The organism is Mesorhizobium sp. M0848, assembly GCF_040319805.1.
In the GTDB taxonomy this organism is placed as follows: domain Bacteria; phylum Pseudomonadota; class Alphaproteobacteria; order Rhizobiales; family Rhizobiaceae; genus Mesorhizobium.
In genome coordinates this window covers 95,430-116,615 of the sequence record NZ_JAMYOM010000021.1, presented here as the reverse complement: position 1 = coordinate 116,615, position 21,186 = coordinate 95,430, and the positions used below count along the sequence as shown (strand labels likewise).

Below are 21,186 nucleotides of genomic sequence, written 5' to 3'. Positions count from 1 at the left end.
CCCATGCATCCAGCCTTCTCCGTCGTCTTCTTCACCACCGCCACCGGCGCCGGCTATGGACTGCTGGCTCTGCTGGGCATGTTCGGAGGCTTCCAGATCATCCCGCCCGATTTCTGGCTGGGCTTCATCGGCATGGGGCTGGCGCTCGGCTTGATCGTAGCCGGACTGTTGTCCTCGACGGGTCATCTCGGCCGCCCCGAACGCGCCTGGCGGGCCTTCTCGCAGTGGCGCAGTTCCTGGCTGTCGCGCGAAGGCGTTGCCTCGGTCATTACTTTTATCCCGGCGGGACTGTTCGGCATCGGCTGGGTGTTTTTCGGCAGCAGCGGCGGTTGGGTGACGGTGGCCGGATTGCTGACGGCCTGTGGTGCCGTCGTCACCGTCTGCACCACAGGCATGATCTACGCGTCGCTGAAGCCGATCGCCCAATGGCACAGCCGCTATACGCTGCCGGCTTATCTGATCTTTTCGGCGATGACCGGCAGCATGCTTCTGAATGCGCTGCTGCAAGGTTTTGCTGTCGGCTCGAAAATTCTTCTGGTGGCTTCCATGCTCCTGACCTTGCTCGGCTGGAGCTGGAAGCTGGCGACCTGGCGCTACAATGACCGGCTGGAAATTCCGACCACCGCCAACACCGCGACCGGGCTGGCCGGCGGCACGGTGCGGTCGCTGGAATGGCCCCACACCGAGGAGAATTATCTACTCAAGGAAATGGGTTTTCGCATTGCACGCAAACACAGCGCGCGGCTGCGCCAGATCGCACAGGGTCTGGCCTTTGCCTTGCCCGCCCTGCTGCTCGCGGCTGCTTTCGCCCTACCCTGGCCCTTCGCAGCGGCGCTGTCGGTGCTCGCCGTGATCGTGCAGTTCGCCGGCATGTTGGTCGAACGCTGGCTGTTTTTCGCCGAAGCGAAGCACACCGTCACGCTCTACTACGGCGGGTAGGGAACGCCAACATGCCCTCGCAATTGCTGGATGTCAGTTAGTGTTGTCGTAAGTTGTGGCTCGGAAGAATGTGTCGTAGTTCTAGGAACGGCATCTTCCGGATTGGCATAGCAGGCGATGATCCTCACTCCCTTCAATTTAGCGTCGCATCTCGCACGAGGGGTTTGCGTTGCAGGCATTTTGGTTTTTGCCTCCCACGATTTAATAGCAGGCGCGCTCGAAGCCGACGCCGCCTTTGAGGCGAAGAATTATACAGAAGCGTACAAAGAATGGACGGCCCTCGCCTTAGGGGGCGATATCACTGCGCAGTTTAATGTCGGATTTCTGTATTCCAGGGGGCTTGGTGTGCCTCTGGATTATTCCAAGGCTGCCGAATGGTGGGATAAGGCGGCGGATCAGGACATGGCAGTGGCCGAGTTGAATCTTGGTCTTTTGTATTCTTGGGGAAAAGGCGTTCAGCAAGACGATGCGAAAGCGGTGGAACTTTGGCGCGGTGCCGCTGTTCAAGGTTTGGTCGAGGCTCAGCAATATCTTGGATACATGTATTTTCTTGGCAAAGGAGTACCCCAAAGCGGTGCCGATGGGGTTCTTTGGTCGACCAAAGCAGCGGAACAAGGCAACGTTGACGCGCAGGTAAACTTGGCCACTGCCTACCTGACCGGCGAGGCCGTGGATAAAAACGACAAGCTGGCCTTTTATTGGTACGAGAAGGCCGCGCAGCAAAATAACGGCAAAGCGTAGTTCAACTTGGGCGTGATGTACTTGAAAGGCGTTGGTGTCGAGAAGAATATCGAGCTTGCTGTCCAATGGCTGAAACGCTCCGCAGCGCAAGGGCATAATGGTGCGGAAGAGGCGCTCGACCGCATACAGGCAGCATTGAAGAAAACTTGAATTCCATCAAGACTAAGCGGCGACCTCAGCCCGGCCGCAGCATCGAGCCGGAAATGGCAAAGATGCGTTGGGCGCCCAGCATATAAGCCATCAGCGTGTCCAGCCGGAACAGCCCGGCATAGGCGCGGTCGAGCACGTTGAGCGAGCCGGTATAGGCGCCGAAGGCCGGCATGATCATGCGGCCGCCGTCGCCGGCAAAGCAGCGGCGCCTCACCGAGCGGCCCTGCTGGACTATGCGGGCGCAGGGATGCAGATGGCCCGCTATTTCGCCTTCGACACGCTGCTTCGACGGCTCATGCCGGAACAGCAGCGAGCCTATAGCAAGTTCACGCACCGTTTCGCCGGGCAGATCGGCTGGCGCTTCCGGATCATGATTGCCGGCAACCCAGAACCATTGCCGGCCTGATATCAGCGCTTCCAGCCGCTCGCGGAAGCTTGCATGCATACGCTGGGCGCCGCCGCCATCGTGAAAGCTGTCGCCCAGGCTGATGACGATCGACGGCTGGTAGTCTGATATCACCGCCTGAAGCCGCAGCAAGGTCGCGCCGGTGTCGTAGGGCGGAATCAGCGTGCCGCGGCGTGCCAGCGACGAACCCTTTTCCAGATGCAGATCGGACACGGCCAGAAGCCGCAGATCCGGAAAATAGAGCACGCCGCGCGGGTCGCAGACAGCGCGCTCGCCGGCGATGCCGACGAGATCGGCCTCGGCGATCAGCGATGTGCGCGCCAGCGAAAAATTCATTCCACACCCATTCCCGGCCCCATGGCCTCCTCGACCAATGTCGCCGCATCCATCAAAAGCGTTTCATCGGCTTCGCCATGGACCGGCATCTTGCCGATCTCGAGCATGATCGGCACGGCGAGCGGCGATATCTGTTCGAGTGCCTTATGCACGATTCGACCCTGGATGCGCGAGAGCATGTCGGCAAGTCTGCTGACATCGAGCAGACCGGTCGCTGCGTCGGCGCGTGTCGCCTGAAGCAGGATGTGGTCCGGTTCATGGCTGCGCAGCACATCGTAGATCAGGTCGGTCGAGACCGTGACCTGGCGGCCGCTCTTTTCCTGGCCGGGGTGGCGTTTCTCGATCAATCCCGAAATCAGTGCACAATTGCGGAAAGTGCGCTTGAGAAGCCAGCTATCGGCCAGCCAGGCTTCGAGGTCATCGCCCAGCATGTCCTGGTCGAAAAGCGCGCCAAGCGAAGGCTTCCTGGCTTTGAACATCGCGCCCATGTCGCCCAGTGACCATATCGCCAAGGCATAATCGGTGGCGACGAAGCCGAGCGGCCTGGCTCCTGCTCTGTCGAGGCGGCGGGTGAGCAGCATGCCGAGCGTCTGGTGCGCCAGCCTGCCCTCGAACGGGTAAGCCACCAGATAGTGGCGGTTGCCGCGCGGAAAGGTCTCGATCAGCAGGTCATCGCGTTTGGGCAGCACCGATTTGTCGGCCTGGAATCGCAGCCAGTCGGCGACCTGCTCGGGCAGCTTCTTCCATCGCTGCGGGTCGTCCAGCATGATGCGGACCTGTTCGGCGAGATAGGTCGAAAGCGGGAACTTGCCGCCGCCATAGTAAGGCACCTTGGCATCGCTGTCGGGCGCGTTCGACACGAAGCATTCATTCTCGCGGATGCCTTCGAAGCGCAGCACCTTGCCGGCGAACATGAAGGTGTCGCCATGCGTCAACGTTTCGAGGAAGGCCTCCTCGATCTTGCCGAGAACCCGGCCGCCACGCGAAGCCGCGCCCTTGCTGCCTGCTTGCACATAGCGCACGTTAAGCGCCGGCACCTCGATGATGGTGCCGACATTCAACCTGTATTGCTGGGCAATACGAGGATTGGACACCCGCCAGAACCCATCCTTGTTCAGGCGTATGCGGGCGTAGCGTTCGTAATTCTTGAGCGCATAGCCGCCGGTGGCGACGAAGTCGATGACGCGGTCGAAAGTCGGCCGGTCGAGGCTGACATAGGGTGCTGCCGTTCGCACTTCCTCGAACAGATCATCGGCACGGAACGGCGCGCCGCAGGCGCAACCGAGCACATGCTGGGCCAGTACATCGAGCCCGCCATCGATCAAGGGAGGCGTGTCCTGCGCGCCTAGATAGTTGGCATCGAGGGCGGCCCGGCATTCCAGCACCTCAAAGCGGTTGGCCGGGATGAGGATCGCCTTGGACGGCTCATCCATGCGGTGGTTGGCGCGGCCGATGCGTTGCGCCAGCCGGCTCGCCCCCTTCGGCGCGCCGACATGCACGACCAGATCGACATCGCCCCAGTCGATGCCGAGGTCGAGCGTCGAGGTGGCGACGATGGCACGCAGCGCGTTTTCTCCCATCGCCTTTTCGACGCGCCGGCGCTGGGCGACGTCGAGCGAACCGTGATGCAGCGCGATCGGCAACGTATCCTCGTTGACCCGCCACAATTCCTGGAACAGCAGCTCCGCCTGGCTGCGCGTGTTGACGAACAGCAGGGTCGTCTTGTGGCGCTTGATCTCGCGATAGATTTCCGGCGTGGCGTAACGCGCCGAATGTCCCGCCCATGGCACTCGCTCTTCGGAATCGAGGATGGAAATCTCCGGTTTCGCGCCCCCGGTGACGACGATCAGTTCGGCCATGTCATGGCCTGTCGAACCCTTGGGCGGATTCTGGCTGACCAGCCAGCGCCGCAACTCGTCCGGTTCGGCCACAGTCGCCGACAGGCCGATCGTCTGCAGACCGGGGACAAAGCTGCGCAACCGCGCCAGACCGAGCGCCAGCAGATGCCCGCGTTTCGACGTCACCAGCGAGTGCAGTTCGTCGAGCACGACGTAGCGCAGATCCTCGAAGAAACGTTTTGCATCGCCTGCCGCTATCAGCAGCGCCAGTTGCTCGGGCGTGGTCAGCAGGATATCGGGCGGCACCAGCTTCTGGCGCTGGCGCTTGTGCGCCGGCGTATCTCCGGTGCGCGTCTCGATGGTGACGGGCAGGCCGATTTCCTCCACCGGCTTGCCGAGATTGCGCTCGATGTCAACGGCCAGTGCCTTCAGCGGTGAGATGTAGAGCGTGTGGATACCGCGGCGCGCCTGGCCCGGCTTTCTCTTGGGCCGGTTGGCCAGTTCGGTGAGCGAAGGCAGGAACCCGGCCAGCGTCTTGCCGGCACCGGTCGGCGCAATCAGCAGGACTGATTGCCCGGCCTGGGCTTTTGCCAGAAGTTCGATCTGATGGGCGCGCGGCGACCAGCCTTTCTCGCCAAACCATCTGATGAATGGTTCGGGCAGGGCCACGGCGGCATTCTGTTCGGCAAGGCGCGGCTGCTCTGTCACCCGCCAGAGGTAGCGCGACGGCGGCTAATCGCCAAGAAGAATCGGAACAAAAGGGGATCGTTCTTCCCTAAGGCCGCCGAAACCCTGTCGGGCTGCCATAGAGATAGCCGATGCGCGCGACGGCGTCTTTCAGTCCCTCGTGCGACACCAGCATGGTGTGGCCGTTGGCGTGGATCATCGTGTCGGCATCGGTCATGACGGCGACATGGCCCTTCCAGAACACCAGATCGCCACGTCGCAACCCGGAGAAATCAGGTGCCGGTTCCAGCGGCCCGCCAAGTGTCGCCGCCTGCATGTCGGAATCGCGCAGCACGTCGCTGCCGGCCATGCGCATCGCCAGTTGCACCAGCCCCGAACAGTCGATGCCGAAACCGGAAGTGCCACCCCAGAGATAGGGCGTGCCGAGAAACGCCTCGGCAACCGCGACATAGTCGGAGGCAGCTTCCCTGAGCGGCCGCAGGTGACCTGCGATCAGCGCCTCGCCGGAAGGCAGGACCGCATAGTGCGTACCGCGCGTCTCGGCGGCCTCCGTCACTGTCACCGTCGATCCCATCGACAATTGTCCGGCGATTGGAAAGCGCAGATCCGGCCCGGGGTAGAGGAAGGTGCGCGGCACGCAGACGATGTGCGTCGGCGCATGGTCCCGTTTGCCCAGCATCGTGTCGGCGACGTAGCCGACATAGCCGTCGCGTTCGGCCTGAACCCAGGCCCAGCCTTCAGCGACATCGAAGACCAGGACATCGTCGCCGAACAAAAGTTGCGTGTTGACCCCGGCGTCCGGCCGCGGCGCCTTGCGCATATCGGCCACTGAGGCGGTGACCCGCGCCGGCCGGCCGGCGACGAAGCGCTCGGCGGCGACCTCGCCCTTCAGCCGTGCATCGGCAAGGTCGGAGCGAAAAGCGTGAAGGCGGGCATCCCTGGCAGTCAAATCGAGCACTCTGTTGAAAAGGTAATTCGCTCACATCGGCAGTTCGAGCGCCTTGGCGATGATACCATCGCCGAAGCGCTCAACAAAGAGCGCGCCCTCGACCGTGCGCCTGATCAGAACATTGCGCTTGTCGAGTTCGTCGCGATGGCGCGAGACGAGTTTCAAAGCGCCCATCGTGTCGAGCGCGCGGGTGATCACGGGCTTGGTGACATTGAGGCGCGCGGCGAGCCCGCGCACGGTGTGCGGCGGCGGATCGAGATAGATGGTGAACAGGATTGCCGTCTGGCGCATGGTCAGATCGGGCGCGTCGTCGCGCACCTGCGACAGCATCACCTGCTGCCACAGTCGCAAGGCCTGGCTCGGGCGCATCGCAATCGACATCGCGCCAGCATGACGGCAAATTGTTTCGGTTCCGTTTCAGTCAAAGCGATTGCCGTCTCTCGCCTGCAACCGTCAGCCGTAGCGTTTCGCGATGATCCGCTCCAGCGCGCGGATGCCTTGTGCCTCACCGCCGGCGGGGCCATGCGGACGGTCAGCCGGGTTCCAGGCGAAGATGTCGAAATGCGCCCAGCCCGCGGTTTTTTCGACGAAGCGCTTGAGGAACAGCGCCGCGGTGATCGAGCCGGCGAAACCATCCGGGGTGACATTGTTGATGTCGGCGATCTTCGACGACAATTTTGCATCGTATGGCTGCCACAGCGGCATGCGCCACAGCGGATCCTCGACCGCGACGGAAGCCGCCGCAAGATCGGATGCCAGCATTTCGTCGCCGGTGTAGAACGGCGGCAGATCGGGGCCGAGCGCGACACGGGCAGCCCCGGTCAGCGTCGCCATGTCGATCAGAAGCTGCGGCTCCTCCTCGTCGGCCAGCGCCAGCGCGTCGGCCAGCACCAGCCGCCCCTCGGCATCCGTGTTGCCGATCTCGACAGTGATGCCCTTGCGGCTCGCAAGCACGTCCCCGGGCCGGAAGGCGTTGCCGGCAATCGAATTTTCGACCGCGGGAATGAGCACGCGCAGCCGCACATTCAGCCCGGCAGCCATGATCATCGAGGCAAGGCCAAGGACATTGGCGGCACCGCCCATGTCCTTTTTCATCAGCAGCATGCCGGACGATGGCTTGATGTCGAGACCGCCCGTGTCGAAGCAGACGCCCTTGCCGACCAGCGTTACCTTCGGCGCCCCTTGCTGCCCCCACTGCATATCGATCAGGCGCGGCGCGCCGGCCGACGCACGGCCGACAGCATGGATCATCGGGAAATTCCGGTCGAGGAGATCGTCACCCTTGACCACCGAGACTTCGGCCTTGTGCCTGGCAGCCAGGGTCCGCACCGCCTCCTCCAAATCTTCCGGGCCCATATCGCTGGTCGGCGTGTTGACCAGATCGCGTGTCAGGAAGACGCCATCGGCAATGCGGCGAACGCGCCCGGCATCGACGCCTGCCGGCAGGCCGAAGCGCAGCGCCCTGCCTGACTTCTTGCCGTAACGGGTGAAGACATAGCCGCCGAGCACCAGTGCGGTGGCCGCGAGTTCGGGCTCGACCGGCGCCGAGGCGAAATGCCAGTCGCCTTCCGGCAAGGCCTTCGACAGTGCGCCGAGGGCGAGCGCGCCCTCGCCATCGCCGACGCCGAACAAGGCGCCGCCGAGCGCCCCGTTTTCGCCGGGCACGACCAGCGTCCTGCCTGCCTCGCCGGAAAAGCCGTTGGCCCTGGCCCAGGCGACAGCGGCCGGCGCAAGGCCGGCCGCGTCCAGACCGTCCCTGGCGATCAGATGGACCGGCAGCGCGCCCGGCAATGTCTTCCCGACGAGTTCGACAGGCATGCGATGTTCTCCGTGTGAGTCGCCATTCTTAACCGTCCGTTAGGGTTAACAGAATATTTCTGCGGGAGGGAAGACGGCCACGCAATGGCCGCGCATGAATGGAGGCTTAGGTGGCCATGCCGACCAACCGCAGGATCGATGCCAGGGGAAAACGGCTCATCATCACGGCCCTTGTGCTGGCGCTGGCGGCGGGCGTCGCCGGTTGCGGAACCGACAAGCTCTCCACCGGCTCTATCGCACGCACCGGCGGCAAACCGCTGGAAAGCATGTCGGCCGGGGAACTGCACAATGCCACCGGCGCACTCGGCCAATCCTACGCGAAGAACCCCAACGACAAGCGGATCGCGACGAATTATGCGGCGGCATTGCAGATGGATGGCGACGCCGATCAGTCGCTCGCCGTGATGCGCAAGCTCGCCATCGCTTTCCCCAAGGATCGTGACGTGCTTGCCTCCTATGGCAAGGCGCTGGCCGCCAATGGCCAGTTCGAGGCGGCGCTCGACGCCGTGCGCCGCGCTCAAACACCGGAATATCCCGACTGGAAGCTGGTGTCGGCCGAAGCGGCCATTCTCGACCAGACTGGCCAGAAGGACGATGCACGCCAGCTTTACCGCAAGGCGCTCGACCTCAAGCCGAACGAGCCTTCCGTGCTCTCCAATCTTGGCATGTCGTATGTGCTGGAAGGTGACCTGCGCACCGCCGAAACCTATATGCGCTCGGCCGCGCAGCAGCCGAATGCGGACAGCCGCGTCCGCCAGAACCTGGCACTGGTCGTCGGCCTGCAAGGCCGGTTCGACGAGGCCGAGAAGATCGCCTCGCAGGAGCTCTCGCCCGAACAGGCGCAGGCAAACGTCGCCTATCTCAGGCAGATGTTGGCCCAGCAGAATGCCTGGAGCCAGCTCAAGGACCAGGACAAGCCGAAATCCGCGACCAACTGAGACCACAATCCCGATGCCCAACGAAGAAGCCGCGCTGCATGCGCGGCTTCTTCGTTTGAGGGAATGCAGGAATTTACCTCGCCGCTACTGGGCGTTTGTTGCCGGCGCCGCATGATCGCCGAAGATACCGCGTTGGCTGACCTGAATGCCGGCGGGACCCAAAATGATGGCGAAGAGCACCGGCAGGAAAAACAGGATCATCGGCACGGTAAGTTTTGGCGGCAGGGCGGCCGCCTTCTTCTCGGCCGCATTCATGCGCATGTCGCGGCTTTCGGCGGCAAGCACGCGCAGTGCATGCGCCACCGGCGTGCCGTAACGCTCGGCCTGGACGAGCGCCTGCGACACCGACTTGACCGAATCCAGGCCGGTGCGGCTTGCCAGGTTCTCGTAGGCCTGCTTGCGCTCCGGCAGATAGGAAAGCTCGGCGTTGGTGAGGATGAATTCTTCCGCCAGCGCCACCGATTGCGCACCGATCTCGTCGGCGACCTTGCGCAGTGCCGCTTCCACCGACATGCCCGATTCGACGCAGATCAGCATCAGATCGAGCCCATCCGGCCATGCCATCTGGATCGACTGCTTGCGCTTGGTGGCGCGGTTGTTGACGTAGATGACCGGTGCGTAGAAGCCGCCGTAAGCAACGAGGACGCAGACGAACAGCCTGATGACCAGTGGCTTGTCGGGCAGCCCTCCGAGCACGAAGATGTAGATTGCGGCCAGCGCGAAACCGACAAAAGGAAGCACGAGACGGAAGAAAAGGAACCGCGTCAGCGGATTCTGTCCACGAAAACCGGCCACCTTGAGTTTCTGCAATGTGCTCTCATCGGCGAGCGCGCGTCTCAGATCCAGCCGGTCGACAATGTTGCGCATGCCGATCGACTGTTCCTCGCGCAAGCCCTTGCGACGGCGGTCGGCCTCGACCGCAAGCCGGGCGCGCTGTTGCGCACGCAGTTCGTCGCGTTCCAGCGCAACGGATTTCATGCGTGACTTGAGCTGGTTTCCGCCAAACGCCGGCAGCAAGGTGAGGACGGTCGCAAACACCGCTATCGCGACCAGCATCGCGATCAGGAAGCTCGGATCCGTCAGGGTCTTGATGACTTGCTCGGTCATGCCAGCATCCTAGACTTCGAAGTTCATCATCTTGCGCATCACCAGGATGCCGATCGACATCCAGACCGCAGAGCAACCAAGGATCAGGTTTCCGACGCTGGTGTTGAAGAGCGGCATCAGGTAGGCCGGGCTCGACAGGTAGACGAGAAAGGCGACGATGAAGGGCAGCGCACCGATGATCGCGGCGGACGCCTTCGCTTCCATCGACAGCGCCGCGACCTTGGCTTTCATCTTCTTGCGATCGCGAAGCACGCGCGAAAGATTGCCCAGCGCCTCGGAGAGATTGCCGCCGGCCTGCGATTGAATCTGGATAACGATGCCGAAGAAGCTTGCCTCGGTGCAAGGCATGGTTTCGGGCATGCGCAAGGTCGCGTCGGGGATAGAGAGGCCCATCTGCTGTGAATCGACGATGCGGCGAAACTCGGTCTTCACGGGTTCGGGCGATTCGTTGGCGATCAAGCGCACGGCGTCGTTCAGCGGCAGGCCGGATTTGACCGCGCGCACGATGATGTCGAGCGCGTTTGGAAATTCGTTGAGGAATGCCTTGACCCGGCGGGCGCGACGAAACGTGACGAACCAGCGCGGCAGGCCCAGCCCCCCGGCCAACAGCACGCCCGGCAAGGCGATCAGCGGGGCTCCGGCCACAAAGGCGACCATCGTCAAAACGATGCCGCATATTGCGGAATATATATAGAAACGCTCGATGGTGGTCTTGAGGCCGGCCTGACGAAGCTGGGCTTTCAGCGGCGGTTTCTTGACGCGGCTGTCCTTGGTTTTCTGCTTGGCGTCGAGTTCGTTGAGAGAATCCTGAACCGATTTGCGCCGCTTGGTGGCTTCCGCCACGCGGTCGCGCGAGGCCTTGACGACGGAGCGATCCGTCTCGGCGGTCCTGATCGTTTCGAGCCGCTTGCCGGCCTGTTTCTCGTTGCTGATCCGGGTGAACAGAAATGCATAGGCGACGGCGCCGGCGCTGAAGCCGGCGAGCACGACAAACGCCAGTACTGTGCCGTCAATTCCAAACATTGGCCCGAACCCTTACACCCCAGCATACGTCAGTCAGCGCGTTTCTCCATCGCCTCGAGCGCAATGGCGAGACGCTGCTCCTCGCCGTAATAGCGTGCACGCTCCCAGAAATGCGGACGGCCGATGCCGGTCGATACGTGCTCACCCAGCAGCCGGCCGTTGGCGTCCTCGCCCTTGATGTTGTAGAGGACGATGTCCTGCGTGATGATGACGTCGCCTTCCATCCCGATCACCTCGGTGATGTGGGTGATGCGGCGCGATCCGTCGCGCAAGCGCGCCGCCTGGATGATCACGTCGATGGAGCCGACGACGATTTCGCGCACTGTCTTTTGCGGCAGCGAATAACCGCCCATGGCAATCATGGATTCGATACGGTTCAGGCATTCGCGCGGGCTGTTCGAGTGGATCGTGCCCATCGAGCCGTCATGGCCGGTGTTCATCGCCTGCAGCAGATCGAACACTTCGGGTCCACGCACTTCGCCGACGATGATGCGCTCGGGCCGCATGCGCAGACAGTTCTTGACCAGGTCACGCATCGTCACCTCACCCTCGCCCTCCAGATTGGGCGGGCGGGTTTCGAGGCGTACCACATGCGGCTGCTGCAATTGCAGCTCGGCCGAGTCTTCGCAGGTGATGACGCGCTCCTCGCGGTCGATATAGTTGGTCAAGCAATTGAGCAGCGTCGTCTTGCCCGAACCGGTGCCGCCCGAGATCACGATGTTGCAGCGAACACGGCTGATGATCTTGAGGACTTCGGCGCCCTGCGGCGAGATGGCGCCGAACTTGACCAATTGATCGAGCGTCAGCTTGTCCTTCTTGAATTTGCGGATGGTGAGCGTGGCGCCATCGATGGAGAGTGGCGGCGCGATGACGTTGACGCGGGAGCCGTCGGGAAGGCGCGCGTCGCAGATCGGGCTGGATTCGTCGACGCGGCGGCCAACCTGGCTGACGATGCGCTGGCAGATGTTGAGGAGCTGCTGGTTGTCACGAAAGCGGATGCCGGTCTGTTCGACCTTGCCGTTGACTTCGATGTAGACGTTCCTGGAGCCGTTGACCATGATGTCTGCGATGTCGTCGCGGGCGAGCAGCGGCTCGAGCGGCCCATAACCGAGCACGTCGTTGCAGATGTCCTCGAGCAGCTCTTCCTGCTCGGCGATCGTCATTGCGAAGTTCTTGATCGCGATGATGTCGTTGACGATATCGCGGATTTCCTCGCGCGCGCTTTCAGGATCAAGCTTGGAAAGCTGCGACAGATCGATGGTGTCGATGAGCGCGGAGAAGACCTGGCTCTTGGTATCGTAATAAGTTTCGCTCTTTTCGCGCTGTGCCCGCTTCGGCTCAGGCGCCAATGGCGGTGCCTCGACCGCACGGCGCGCCGGCGGTGCGACAGGCGCGCTTGGCGCCGCCGCGGGCCGGGTCAGAACCGCCGTGTCCATGGAACCTGCAGCCGGCGGCGCAACGGGCGCCGGTGCTGGCTGGCGAAATTCCGGCGTGAACCGGTTGCCGTCGTCGCTGCCTCTTTTACCAAACATGATCGACTACCGATTCCACTGCTGAAGCGTCACTTCTTGTTGCGCGAGAGCTTGCCGAGCAGGCTGCCGAGCCCGGCCTTCTTCTTGATCTTGATTTCGCTGCGCCCGGTCAGCACATGCGCCATTTCGTTGATCATCGCGACGACCGGGTTCTTGGCATCCATTTCGCCAAGCATGCGTCCGTTGTTGGCGGCATTGCCGAACAGCAACGGATCAAAAGCAATGACCGACATTGGCGACAAGCCGAGCGGCTCGGCGAAGTCGGACGGCGAAATCTCCGGGCGCTTCGGCACGCCGGCCTGGTTGATGATCAGCTTGGGCGGCGGATCATTGGGACGAAGCCGCTTGAGCATATCGACGAGGTTCTTGGTGTTGCGCAGATTGGCAAGTTCCGGTGTCGCGGTGATGACGATCTCGTCGGCCTTGACCAGGGTGTTCTTGGTCCAGCCCGTCCAGGCATGGGGGACGTCTAGCACCAGAAGCGGCACGCTGCGCTGGGCGGTGTCGATGAGCTGAACGAAGGCCTCGGGATCGAAATCATAGACCCGTTCGAGCGTCGAAGGTGCTGCCAGCAGCGACAGATGCTCGGCGCACTGGGTCAGCAGCCGGTCGAGATAGACTTCATCGATGCGTTCCGGTGAAAACACCGCCTCGGCGATGCCTTGCGCCGGATCCTGGTCGAAATTCATGTTGGCGGTGCCGAAAGCCAGATCGAGATCGGCGACGACCACTTCGGATTTGAACAGGGAGGACATCGCCCAAGCCACATTGTGGGCGATCGTCGAGGAGCCGACACCGCCCTTGGCGCCGACGAAGGCGATCGAGCGGCCGAGCGGCTCGGCTTCCGGATCGATAAAAATCGACGACACCACGCTGACGATGTCGGCCATCGAGACCGGCGCGATCACATATTCGGAAATGCCGTTGCGGATGAGCTCGCGGTAAAGGCCGACATCATTGTAGTGGCCGATCACCACCACCTTCGACGTCGGATCGCAATATTCCGAAAGCTGGGCGAGTTGTTCCAGCAATTGCTTGGGCTCGCTGCGCGATTCCAGCAGGATCAGGTTGGGCGTCGGCGCCGATTGGTAGAATTCGATGGCGGTGGGGACGCCGCCCATATGGACCTTGAGATGCGCCTTCGTCATGCGGCGGTCCTCGCCGGCGCGCTCGACCGGGTTGGCGACACCCTCGGTCTCGCAGAATGCCTGGATCGAGATGCGCGGGATCGGCCGCAACGCCTGCATCGCGGCGATGTCCTGCTGCGAGGTATCGCTGCCATCCACCGGGGCGTCGTAGGCAAGGTTGCTCATCGTCATGCTCTTTCCCGTGGCCTGTTCTATCCGAGACTGGCGGCTTAGTAGTCTACTTCCGAATTGCCCAGGAACTCATCCGAAATGCCTCTTGCACGGTAGACATCGATCACCGCGCCGCGATTTTCAGCATCGATTGTGGACGGCTTGCGCGGGCCGAGCAGATCGGCCGGGTTGGCCATCTGGGCGGCAAGATTGTTCTGATAGGAGCAGCCGAAGTCGGCATAGTGCTTATTCTCCGACGTATCGACGAGGTCGGCTGGCCAGCGTCCGCATTTGTCGGTCTGCGCCCTCACCGCAACATAAGCGACGCGGACCGGCGAGGATATCTCGCTCGAGGCGGCCTGGTAAGAGGTGACGACAAGCCGGTTGCGCTTGACGCCGCTGGCGATCGCGAGCCGGGCGAAATCACGGGCCGCCGCGGTCGCGGCGACCTCGTTGGCCGATCCGCTCGGGACCTGGATCGTCAGCGTCGGGGCGGCACTTCTGTCATAGCCATCGAGGAAGCCAAGAAGTGTATCGCGCTGAGAGCCGGTCATGCCGCGGTCACCGGCACCAACCGGGAGGTCGATCTTTTGATTCTTCTCGGCGATCACGATCGGATGGTTGGTGCGGTAATCGTCCGGAATGGCGCCGACCGTGATGCTGTCGCGCTGGGCGCAGCCGGCCAGCAGAGCCGCCACCGCAACCGCCAGGACAGGAACGGCTCCCCGGCAGACCCGCGAGCGGCCAAAGCGCATCGCTGCCGCGATGGTGCTTGCCTTCAATGCTGACTGAGACATGTCCGCTTCCCCGCTCACTTGTAGATGAAGCCGACAACGCCGTGGTAGCGGCCGTTGGGCTTGTCTGTCTGCATGGTGCCGTAGACGCGATTGACGCGGCCAAGGAACATGCCGGCGCCATCGCTGGCGGCGTTGAAATTGTCGTCCGGCTTGGCAAGGTCGTTGCGTGCTACCGGCTTCACCAGATAGGGCGTGATGATGATCACGAGCTCGGTCTCGTTGCGCACGAAGTCCCTGCTGCGGAAGAGCGCGCCGAGCACCGGTATCTTTGTCAGTCCGGGCAACCCATTGACGGCTTGCCTGACATCGTCGCGAACCAGGCCGGCGATCATCATGGAGCCGCCTGAGGGCAGTTCCACCGTCGTATCGGCAAGACGCTTGCGCAGCGACAGGGCATTCATTCCGGGACTGGTCACGCCCGAGGAGAGCGATACGGATCCCTCGGTTGTCGGCTCGGAAACCGACGTCCTGACCTTCAGGCTTATGCGGCCGGGAGACAACACCACCGGCTGGAATTCCAGGCCGATGCCGTACTCGATCTTGTCGAGGGTGTAGGTTTTCAGGCCAGTCTGGTTGTCGGAGGATACGTTCTGGGAGACGCTGCTCACCATATTGTATTCACCGCCGACCTTGAAGGTCGCCTTCTCGCCTGATACGGCGGTCAGGGTCGGCTCGGCCAAGGTCTTCATGACCCCGGACTGCTCCATGGCGTTGATATAGGCCTGCAGCCCCGACGCGCCGATCTGGAAGCCCGAATTCGACAGCTGCTTGCCAAGGCCGGTGAAGTTGTCGCTGATCGAGCCGTAGCTGATGCCGTTGCTGCCACCGCTGCCGACCATGTTGACGCCAAGTTGCTTCATCACCGAACGGCTGACTTCGGCGACCGTGACCTTCAGCGTGACCTGGTCGTCGCCAATGATCTGCAGCAGGTTGACGATCTTGCTGGTGCGGCGCTCCTGGTCCGGGTTGTTGATGTCGACACCGCTCTGGGCCGAACCGCCGGCCGCCGTCTGCGAATATTGTCCCGTCGTCGCTTCACCACCCGAAACGAAGATCGTCGCCAGGTCGACCGCGCGTTTTGCGTCCAGCGGCGTGTCGACCGTTCCGGTCAGGACGACGTTGTCGTTGAGCAGTTCCACCTTGATGGTGGACGTCGGCAGGAAGCGCCTGATATAATCCTCAAGGCCGGCAACATCGCGTTCGACAGCCAGGTCCAGGCTGACGATCTGCTCGCCATTCGGGCCGAAGACAAAAATGTTCGTCTCGCCGACCGCCTTGCCGAACAGATAGATGCGCCGCGCGGTGCGGGTCACCGCATCGGCAACTGCCGGGTTGGCAACGAGAATGTCGTAGGCATCGCTCGGCAGGTCGATGACCACAGACTTGTTGAGGCCGAGCTTGACGCGCTGGGTGGCCGTCGATGCCGTGACCTGCGCGTTCTTTGCCTCGACGACGCTGCCTTGCAAATTCGATCCGACGAGCAGCAGGCCGAACGCCGCGGCTACAATTGCCGGCAGTTTACCGCTTAGCCTCATTTCCTTGCTCCCACTTCGGAAACTTCGCCCGACTTGATCAGCCTCACCGTTCCCCTGCGGCCATTGCCGGAAACGAGATAGTCGGCCTCACCCAGATTCTTTTCCTGCGTGTCCGCGACTGCCCGCAGCGCCAGGGTCAGGCGATCCGCCATCTGTTGGGCGACGGTGATGATCTCCGCCTGCTTGGGCGTCAGTTCCAGCGTTGCAGTCTGACCTACCCTGGTCTTCTTGCCTTCCTCGTCCTCCTGAATGGTCTGGTCGATGGCCAGGACGCGGATGTTCTTGAGGATGGTCTCGGTGTTGAAGCCGGCGGCGCCGCTGGCGGCATCGGCCCTGCGGGTCATGATGACGTCGACGAAATCGTTGGGAAGAATGAAGCCGCCGGCCGACGTATCGGCCGAGATGGCCGTGGCGACCGCCCGCATGCCGGAAGGCAGGATCGACGACATGAAGCTCTGCCCCTCGCCGATCAGCTTGGACCGCCGCAGCGGTTCTCCGGCATACATCGCCACACGGGCAACGGAACTCTTCAGCTTGTCCAGTGCCTCGGGCTCGGCGGTGCGGGTGATGAAATTCGCGTTGACGCCGTCGGCGGGCCAGGATTGCCAGGCGATGTTGTTTTGGATCGGGCTGCCCATCGGAACGTCGCCTGAAAGCACAAGCACATCCTGGAGTGCCACTGCCGGGGCCTGGGGACCGGAATCGACGACGACCTGGGGCGGCGGTGCCACCATGTTCTTCGCGACATAGCCAGCGCCACCCGCCGCAGCCACCGCCACGCTCAGAATTATCAATCGCGATGCTGGCATTTGTCCGAACCCTTGCCCTGGCAAACCACGTAGCCAAGCCGGACTTTGCAGCGGCAATCGTCAAAACAAGGTTAATGTAATGCTTACGATCGTGATTAATTTAAGGTTTACATAAATTAGCCGGAATGTGGTCTGGACGGCCAAAATGGCCGGGCCGGCCCTGTTGAGAACGGGGTTTCGGCAATGCTGACAGACAATAAAAATAAGATCGTGCTCAAGCCGCCAGCCTGGCAAGCGCCCATACCATCAAAGGCGAATCCGGATAGGTCAGCAACCCGCCAAGGCCGAGCGCGACGCCATAGGGGACACCTTTTGCCTCGTCGGCGAAATGGCGCAGAAACGGATTTTGGCCGGTAACGGCCGCAAGCAGCGACTTCCGGTAGAGGATGATGGCGAGCGTCAGCAGGCCGCCGATGATTGTCGAGGCGACAAAATATTCGACGAGATTGATATTGAGGCCCATCCACATCGCGCTGGCGGCCAGAAGCTTGGCGTCGCCGCCGCCCATGCCGCCCATTGCAAACAGGCCGAACGTCACAGCCAGGACCAGGGCGCCGGCGGCGAAATGTCCGCCATAGACCGCCCAGTCCATACCCGTCAGCGGCGCGACCAGCGCGAAAACGACGACGAGCAGCACCGGCACGCGATTGGCGATCGTCATCGACAGCATGTCGGAGATCGCGGCAAACAGCATGCAGAACGGAAAGACGACGAAGATCAGGGCTTCAAGCATCGGCGCTATGCCTATTGTCCGATTTCACGGGGCTCAATCTAAGTATGTTCGATTAACGATTGATGAGGCCAGGAACGAAAAGACGACCTATACTGGCGGCGGCATAGAAAAAGGGCCACCACGTGGCGGCCCTTTTCCAGAACGCAATCCAAATGCTCGGCGATAAGGCCGATCAGCTGCCGCTCGGCGTGCCGTTCAAGGTGGTTCCGATGTTGGTGAACTTAGCATTGAGCGCATTGCCGAGCGTGCCGGCGCCAGTGATGATGGCGAGCGCGATGAGAGCGGCGATCAGACCATATTCGATAGCGGTCGCGCCGGATTCGTCCTTCACAAAACGTGCGATGAGATTAGACATTCGAGAGCTCCTACTCCACGTGTTACAGCACTTCCGTCAACTTCTGTGATGGTTGATCGGATGCTGCCAATCTAGGGAGAAGCTCTTTCGATCGGCTTAAGAAACAGCCTTACCGATTCCTTTCCCGGTTCGAACATATTGCGTGGTTAACCTGGGGCTAATATACCACTGAGCCTTCTCGCCCCGGGTTTGTGGACTTCCGGACAGCGCCCGGCGGGCGTCCTTGTCTGCCATCGCATCATTGGCGACACCGCATGCTTAACCGTTGGTTCACCAATCTCGTTCATGTTCCGTTGATCAGTCCGCCTGCGTGGAGCGCCTCAATGGCCCAGCCGAGATCGTCAATCCTGATTGCCGCGCTTCTTGCCGTCTCGAGCTTCGTCGCGCCCGCCATGGCCGGCGCCGGCATCGAGGTCACGATGAACCAGGCCAAGATCGTCAAACTGTCGCGTCCCGCCGACACCATCGTGGTCGGCAACCCGGCAATCGCCGACGCTTCGGTGCAGGACGCTTCAACGATCGTGCTCACCGGCAAAGGCTTTGGGGTCACCAATCTGGTTGTGCTCGATACGGACGGCAGCCCCATCGTCGACGAGCAGGTTACCGTGGTGCGGCAAGCCGCCTCGTCCGTGCGCATCTATCGGCGCGCCGAAATCCAGACGATGTCGTGCACACCCTATTGCGAAAGCTCGTACAAGAGCGAAGCGGAGAAGTCTTCGGAAGCGGAGATGAGCGTCAGCCGATAGGTGGCGTTGCCGACTGCCGTTCCGGTTATTGGCTGGTTAAGAGGCCTGCGCCGACTTTAACGATCATCCAAACCGGACCTCAATCGGTTTGCGCTAATGCTCCTTCCGAGACCGCATAGAGATCGGCAGGATTGGACATGAGCACGGAATTCGGCTGCGCAGGCGACCACAGAGCGGGACGCCGAAGGTTTTTCGCCCGCTTCCTTCGTGACCGGCACGGCGCCACGGCAATCGAATTCGCGATCCTTTCAGTCCCCTTCGCGCTGCTTGTCTTTGCCATTCTGGAAAGCTGCATCTCGTTTGCCGGCCAGGAGGTGATGGCCAACGTCACCGACGATGTGGCGCGCAAGCTGCGCACCGGCCAGTTGAGGGCGGCTGACGTTGCCGGAACCAATTTGAGGGACATGATCTGCACGAAACTGCAGATCATCGTTTCCCAGGATTGTCCCAATCAACTGCTGGTGGATCTTCGCCAATATACGTCGTTCGCCGATGCGGCCACGGCTGGCTTCAAGATCCAGAACGGCGATGTCGTACTGACGAAAGGCACCGCAACCCAATCGTTCTCAGTGACAGCGGGTGCGGCGGAGTCGAGGAACATGCTTCGGGTCTTCTACAAGTGGCCTGTTATGACCGATCTGCTGGCGCAGTCGATGGGCGGCAACAAGACCCTGCATTTCGCATCGGTGACCTGGCAGAACGAGCCGTTCGACAACTGAGCGGAATGCACGAGCAGTATAAGAAAAGGGCAAGGGCATGATGCGTGCGGGGGCACATCTTATGATTACGGGAGTTTGGCGGAAAGCAAGTCGATTCTGGTCCGATCGCCGTGGCATCGCGGCGGTTGAATTCGCGTTGATCATGCCAATTCTGCTGATCATGTATTTCCTCACAATGGAAGCGTCGCAAGCCATCGAGACCAGCAAGAAGGTCAGCCGTATCGGCAGCATGGTGGCCGATCTCGTCACCCAGCAGACAAGCGTCCTCAAGGCGGATGTCGACGCCATCATGCAGATCGGCAGCGTCACCCTTCAGCCCTACAACCGCTCGCCCCCTAGCATCACCATCACGGCGATACAGGTTACGCCCGATGCGACGAGGGCACTGGTGGTTTGGTCACGCAAATTGGTCGCCGGCGTCGCCAGCCGTGGCGCCGGCGCCACCACCGAGACAACGATCCCGACGTCGCTCAGAGTCGCCAACACGTTTCTCATTCGCGTCGAAAGCAACCTCGGCTATACGCCAGCCATCGCGTGGAGCGCGAGCAGTCAACAGAAGCTTGGACTGACCTCGGCTTTCAGCAACATAACCATGGGCGAAACCTATTATCTGCGCCCCCGCAGAAGCGTGACGATCCCTTGCAGCGACTGTTGAACAGAACCAGCTAGGCCCTGCGCAGGGCCGCTACTGCTGCGGCTCACGGTCCGAAACGAAGCGCACGATAGCAGCGGCCATCTCGTAGTCTTTTGGCGCCACGCGAGCGAAGCCGCCGGAATGTCCCGATTCCAGGAGGGCGTAGATATCGGGCGTCGTCGACTTGAGGTTGGTGAGGAACACGGCAAGTCGACGCTTGGCTTCCGGGTCGAGATCGCTGCGGACCGCGTGCGGGCCGTATCTCAGCAGACCCGACGTCCACACGACACGAAGCGCCGTCACCGAGAGCCCTGCCGCCTCCAACCTGGCCTGCGTGCCCGACGGTTCTCGCGGGCCGTCGGCAGCGGCCGTCACCCAGCCAAACAGGCCATCAGCCTTGCCGTCGACCAGCATCGTCTCGGCCGCCGCGGCCGAATCGGCACGGGCCAGAAACGGTGCATCTTCCGCGATCTTGCGGCCTTCCGCGGCCAACGCCGCCAATGGCAGGAGAGAACCGCCGACGCTGTCCGAAGGCGCCATGGCGATACGATGGCGGTCCATCGCCGCAAGGTCGGGCAGCTTGCCGTCCCGCGTCAGCAGAACGGAGCGGATGCCGATCGCGCCGTCTGAATCGACCGGAGCGACAAGCGGTTCGATACATAAGCAGCGCTGCGAGGCCGTTGCATAGGCGGTGGCCGAATAGATCGCATATTCGATGCGGGAATCGGCCTGCGCCTCGATCAGCGCGGCATAATTGCGGGCAACGACAAACTCGACCTTCATGCCCAATGCTTTGGTGTAGGCGTCGGTCAACACAGCCAGCCCCGGAACGGCGTTGCCGGCACCTGGCTCGGCAACGATGCCTATGCGAAACGTGCCGATATCATCGCGCCAGTCGGCATGCGCCGGGTTGGACCAGAGCCCGACGAGCGCGCCCGGCCCCAGCAACAGAGCGGCATATGTCTTTAACGCAACCCTCATGACAGAACCGCCGTCTGTTTTCCCGGATCGATGCTCAGATCGTCATTCCCAAACCGCTGCGCACTTTTGGGCGACGCACTGCTTGCTTTGGGCAAGTCGTTGCCCCCAAAACCGC

22 protein-coding genes are annotated in these 21,186 nt (G+C 62.1%); 7 read left to right on the top strand and 15 right to left on the bottom strand.

Annotation, left to right across the window (positions count from 1 at the left end):
* The first annotated feature begins 3 nt into the window (after positions 1-3).
* The 3 genes from NKH95_RS23285 to NKH95_RS23275 all read left to right on the top strand — a co-directional run bounded on the left by NKH95_RS23285 (position 4) and on the right by NKH95_RS23275 (position 1,830).
* Entirely contained in the window at positions 4-939 is a 936-nt protein-coding gene (locus NKH95_RS23285; RefSeq protein WP_352773374.1) for a dimethyl sulfoxide reductase anchor subunit family protein, read from the top strand.
* Positions 940-1,056: 117 nt separating this feature from the next.
* Complete coding sequence (locus NKH95_RS23280; protein ID WP_352773377.1) at positions 1,057-1,680, top strand: tetratricopeptide repeat protein; 624 nt, start codon at positions 1,057-1,059, stop codon at positions 1,678-1,680.
* Positions 1,681-1,692: 12 nt separating this feature from the next.
* Complete coding sequence (locus NKH95_RS23275; RefSeq protein ID WP_352773530.1) at positions 1,693-1,830, top strand: SEL1-like repeat protein; 138 nt, start codon at positions 1,693-1,695, stop codon at positions 1,828-1,830.
* A 25-nt stretch (positions 1,831-1,855) separates the two neighbouring features.
* Here NKH95_RS23275 and pdeM read toward each other — a convergent pair whose 3' ends face one another.
* From pdeM to NKH95_RS23250, 5 genes are all read right to left on the bottom strand, one after another.
* A complete protein-coding gene (gene pdeM / locus NKH95_RS23270) occupies positions 1,856-2,572 on the bottom strand; it encodes a ligase-associated DNA damage response endonuclease PdeM (RefSeq protein ID WP_352554706.1) in 717 nt (238 codons plus the stop codon).
* Positions 2,569-5,118: a ligase-associated DNA damage response DEXH box helicase gene (locus NKH95_RS23265; RefSeq protein WP_352893321.1), complete on the bottom strand. Its 2,550-nt coding sequence runs from the start codon at positions 5,116-5,118 to the stop codon at positions 2,569-2,571. Before NKH95_RS23265 ends, pdeM begins: the two co-directional genes overlap by 4 nt.
* 67 nt (positions 5,119-5,185) lie before the next feature.
* A complete protein-coding gene (locus tag NKH95_RS23260) occupies positions 5,186-6,046 on the bottom strand; it encodes a C40 family peptidase (RefSeq protein ID WP_352554704.1) in 861 nt (286 codons plus the stop codon).
* Between the two features lie 30 nt (positions 6,047-6,076).
* Entirely contained in the window at positions 6,077-6,427 is a 351-nt protein-coding gene (locus tag NKH95_RS23255; protein ID WP_013533675.1) for a MarR family winged helix-turn-helix transcriptional regulator, read from the bottom strand.
* A gap of 72 nt (positions 6,428-6,499) precedes the next feature.
* Complete coding sequence (locus NKH95_RS23250; protein ID WP_352773384.1) at positions 6,500-7,864, bottom strand: leucyl aminopeptidase family protein; 1,365 nt, start codon at positions 7,862-7,864, stop codon at positions 6,500-6,502.
* Between the two features lie 116 nt (positions 7,865-7,980).
* Here NKH95_RS23250 and NKH95_RS23245 point away from each other — a divergent pair, with 116 nt between their 5' ends.
* A complete protein-coding gene (locus NKH95_RS23245; RefSeq protein WP_127295366.1) occupies positions 7,981-8,802 on the top strand; it encodes a tetratricopeptide repeat protein in 822 nt (273 codons plus the stop codon).
* An 84-nt stretch (positions 8,803-8,886) separates the two neighbouring features.
* Here NKH95_RS23245 and NKH95_RS23240 read toward each other — a convergent pair whose 3' ends face one another.
* The 9 genes from NKH95_RS23240 to NKH95_RS23200 form a co-directional block, all read right to left on the bottom strand.
* Positions 8,887-9,909: a type II secretion system F family protein gene (locus tag NKH95_RS23240; RefSeq protein WP_023811371.1), complete on the bottom strand. Its 1,023-nt coding sequence runs from the start codon at positions 9,907-9,909 to the stop codon at positions 8,887-8,889.
* 9 nt (positions 9,910-9,918) lie between these two features.
* On the bottom strand, positions 9,919-10,932 hold the full coding sequence (locus NKH95_RS23235; RefSeq protein ID WP_352439644.1) for a type II secretion system F family protein: 1,014 nt from the start codon (positions 10,930-10,932) through the stop codon (positions 9,919-9,921).
* Positions 10,933-10,961: 29 nt separating this feature from the next.
* Positions 10,962-12,464 (bottom strand): TadA family conjugal transfer-associated ATPase, encoded by a 1,503-nt coding sequence (locus NKH95_RS23230; protein ID WP_352439645.1) that lies wholly within the window; start codon positions 12,462-12,464, stop codon positions 10,962-10,964.
* A 29-nt stretch (positions 12,465-12,493) separates the two neighbouring features.
* Positions 12,494-13,783, bottom strand: a complete 1,290-nt coding sequence (locus tag NKH95_RS23225) for a CpaE/TadZ family protein (protein WP_032909185.1) — start codon at positions 13,781-13,783, stop codon at positions 12,494-12,496.
* A gap of 38 nt (positions 13,784-13,821) precedes the next feature.
* Positions 13,822-14,559 carry a CpaD family pilus assembly protein gene (locus NKH95_RS23220; protein ID WP_352439646.1) on the bottom strand — a complete coding sequence of 246 codons (738 nt, stop codon included), beginning with the start codon at positions 14,557-14,559 and terminating at the stop codon, positions 13,822-13,824.
* A gap of 14 nt (positions 14,560-14,573) precedes the next feature.
* Positions 14,574-16,094, bottom strand: coding sequence for a type II and III secretion system protein family protein (locus tag NKH95_RS23215; RefSeq protein ID WP_023811376.1), 1,521 nt, complete (start codon positions 16,092-16,094; stop codon positions 14,574-14,576).
* Positions 16,091-16,903 carry a Flp pilus assembly protein CpaB gene (gene cpaB / locus NKH95_RS23210; protein ID WP_023811377.1) on the bottom strand — a complete coding sequence of 271 codons (813 nt, stop codon included), beginning with the start codon at positions 16,901-16,903 and terminating at the stop codon, positions 16,091-16,093. Before cpaB ends, NKH95_RS23215 begins: the two co-directional genes overlap by 4 nt.
* Before the next feature lie 214 nt (positions 16,904-17,117).
* A complete protein-coding gene (locus tag NKH95_RS23205; RefSeq protein ID WP_023811378.1) occupies positions 17,118-17,636 on the bottom strand; it encodes an A24 family peptidase in 519 nt (172 codons plus the stop codon).
* Between the two features lie 172 nt (positions 17,637-17,808).
* Positions 17,809-17,991 (bottom strand): Flp family type IVb pilin, encoded by a 183-nt coding sequence (locus NKH95_RS23200; RefSeq protein ID WP_023811379.1) that lies wholly within the window; start codon positions 17,989-17,991, stop codon positions 17,809-17,811.
* Positions 17,992-18,314: 323 nt separating this feature from the next.
* On the opposite strand from NKH95_RS23200, the gene NKH95_RS23195 reads away from it, so the two are divergent.
* The 3 genes from NKH95_RS23195 to NKH95_RS23185 all read left to right on the top strand — a co-directional run bounded on the left by NKH95_RS23195 (position 18,315) and on the right by NKH95_RS23185 (position 20,111).
* A complete protein-coding gene (locus NKH95_RS23195) occupies positions 18,315-18,737 on the top strand; it encodes a pilus assembly protein N-terminal domain-containing protein (protein WP_013533687.1) in 423 nt (140 codons plus the stop codon).
* Between the two features lie 137 nt (positions 18,738-18,874).
* Positions 18,875-19,456, top strand: coding sequence for a TadE/TadG family type IV pilus assembly protein (locus NKH95_RS23190; protein WP_023811380.1), 582 nt, complete (start codon positions 18,875-18,877; stop codon positions 19,454-19,456).
* 37 nt (positions 19,457-19,493) lie between these two features.
* Positions 19,494-20,111, top strand: a complete 618-nt coding sequence (locus NKH95_RS23185) for a TadE/TadG family type IV pilus assembly protein (RefSeq protein ID WP_023811381.1) — start codon at positions 19,494-19,496, stop codon at positions 20,109-20,111.
* A 30-nt stretch (positions 20,112-20,141) separates the two neighbouring features.
* Here NKH95_RS23185 and NKH95_RS23180 read toward each other — a convergent pair whose 3' ends face one another.
* Positions 20,142-21,071, bottom strand: coding sequence for a phosphate/phosphite/phosphonate ABC transporter substrate-binding protein (locus NKH95_RS23180; RefSeq protein WP_023811382.1), 930 nt, complete (start codon positions 21,069-21,071; stop codon positions 20,142-20,144).
* Between the last annotated feature and the right edge of the window lie 115 nt (positions 21,072-21,186).